The organism is Shewanella sp. S23-S33 (assembly GCF_043359565.1).
In the GTDB taxonomy this organism is placed as follows: Bacteria; Pseudomonadota; Gammaproteobacteria; order Enterobacterales; family Shewanellaceae; genus Shewanella; species Shewanella oncorhynchi.
In genome coordinates this window covers 1-1,823 of record NZ_JBHFFD010000010.1, presented here as the reverse complement: position 1 = coordinate 1,823, position 1,823 = coordinate 1, and the positions used below count along the sequence as shown (strand labels likewise).

The 1,823-nt window shown below is 51.2% G+C and carries 3 protein-coding genes; all 3 read left to right on the top strand.

Going from position 1 to position 1,823, the window contains the following annotated elements; all coding sequences use genetic code 11:
• The coding region (locus ACHA99_RS01875; RefSeq protein ID WP_393940726.1) for a hypothetical protein at nt 1-974 on the top strand (974 nt) is incomplete at its 5' end.
• A gap of 55 nt (nt 975-1,029) precedes the next feature.
• On the top strand, nt 1,030-1,218 hold the full coding sequence (locus ACHA99_RS01870; RefSeq protein ID WP_393940724.1) for a hypothetical protein: 189 nt from the start codon (nt 1,030-1,032) through the stop codon (nt 1,216-1,218).
• A partial coding sequence (locus ACHA99_RS01865; protein WP_393940722.1) for a hypothetical protein occupies nt 1,215-1,823 on the top strand: 609 nt, incomplete at its 3' end. The genes ACHA99_RS01870 and ACHA99_RS01865, both read left to right, overlap by 4 nt.

The following is a 1,823-nucleotide window of genomic DNA, read 5'->3' as shown; positions in this document are numbered from 1 at the left end:
ATCCGGCCGGCCCGGTCGACGGACTCAACCTCTTCTGTATGGTAAGGAATAATCCGATTAGCCGAAAGGATCTCCTCGGATTAGGGCCATTCGACTGGATACGCTCAAGACAGCAGAACAGTTATCAGCACCTTGCCTCAACAGCGCCGTCCGCTGCCACAAGTATAAGGGGAGTAGCATCGGGCATCGGTTCGACAATCTATCGAGGAATGAAAGCTTTCGGCTCAGCGATATTGAAAGTAGGGCAAGCCATTTGGTCGTGGCTGCGCAATCTCTTTTCAAGAACCCGCTCGGCTACACCCAATAGAAACAATCCCCAACAATCTCAAGATATACTCTGTGAAGGAACAGCCACACCTTCCCGTTTTTTTTCCATACCCTTTACTCAGGAACTCGAATCAAACTCAAAGGGATTACAATTTAGACATGATCTTCTGAAGGGATATTACAACATTAACGGCGAGCGCACATATCCCAGTCTAGTCTCAAACTATATGCTAGACTACTCTAGCTATTATCCTCGTGATTTTGGTGCTGCCAGCCGAGTCAGCATGCAACGCGGGGAAGTCCTTAACATGGACGATGCTGAAATTTGGTCGAACACAATGAAAGGGCTGATGCCTAATAAGATGTCACGTACATTCGTCAAATCTTTAGCTCATCAAGGGATGAATGAATTTGCACTCGAGACATTTAATCAAGCAACACAAGGGGCATTCAACCTTAATAACCGCAAAGGAGAATCAACTTTTATCGTTAATACAGTAGAGAACTTTGCAAGCATTACGTATCAATATTATGTGCCTTACAGCGGCAACTCCGACACCGAAATAGGAAACAGTGGATACTTAACGCTCCAATATAGTGTTGAGTCTAATTTTAACGATATGAAGCATCCGATTATACATGGATCTAGCGATGCGCATCCCTATGGAATGATGCAAGTGTTTACCAGTCCAAATGGACGCGCCTAGTTTGTGCCCGATATTGAAAACTTAACTCACTACTTTGCTTTTGGCATATTTTGAGTTGAAAAATTCGCTGCGCCACAGGTCTTCCCCAAGCTCAGGCAGCAACTTGGGCTGGGGTGATGGTCTGCCACGTCGCGAACGGGAAATGGTCACTGCGCTCGGTTATGTCCGGCGCAATAGCTATTACCCGTGGTTTACGGTTGCCGAAGATCTGAACGATACTCTGCATGAGGTACTAGAACTATGAGCACTTTTTCCGATGCGGCGACCGCACGGCGCTGCGCAGGCACGCCGACGGTCACAGTAGTCGACAACCGCGGCCTTGCCGTGCGTGCCATTCAGTACAACCGCGCTACAGACGAGGAGATGCTCGATACGCTGATCGCACAGCAAGTTTGGTCCGTGCGCGGTCAGCTTGCCGCCAGCATCGACCCTCGGCTGTTCGATGCACAGCAGGTCGACCCCTCCGTGCCGCCTAATTTCCGCTACCTCCGCTCGTTATCTGGTCAACCGCTGTCCATCCACAGCCAGGATGCCGGTGCCCAATGTGCGCTATTCGACGCCGAGCGCGGCCTAGTCTGGCAGCAGAATGACCGCCATCAGCAACAGCACCATAGCTATGATATCCTGCATCGACTCAGCCGCATCCGCGAAACCGACGCGGCAAATATCACGCGCGTGAGCGCGCGCTGCAGCTATGGCGACGCCGACGCCTCCGCTGGCCATAATATGCGCGGCCGCTTAATATTGGGCTGGTCGCCTGCCGGCCTAAACATCCAGCAGTCTTATGACATCGCCGGTCAACCGTTGGCCGTCGAGCAAAAGTTCCTGCGCGACGAGGTGCTCAATAGT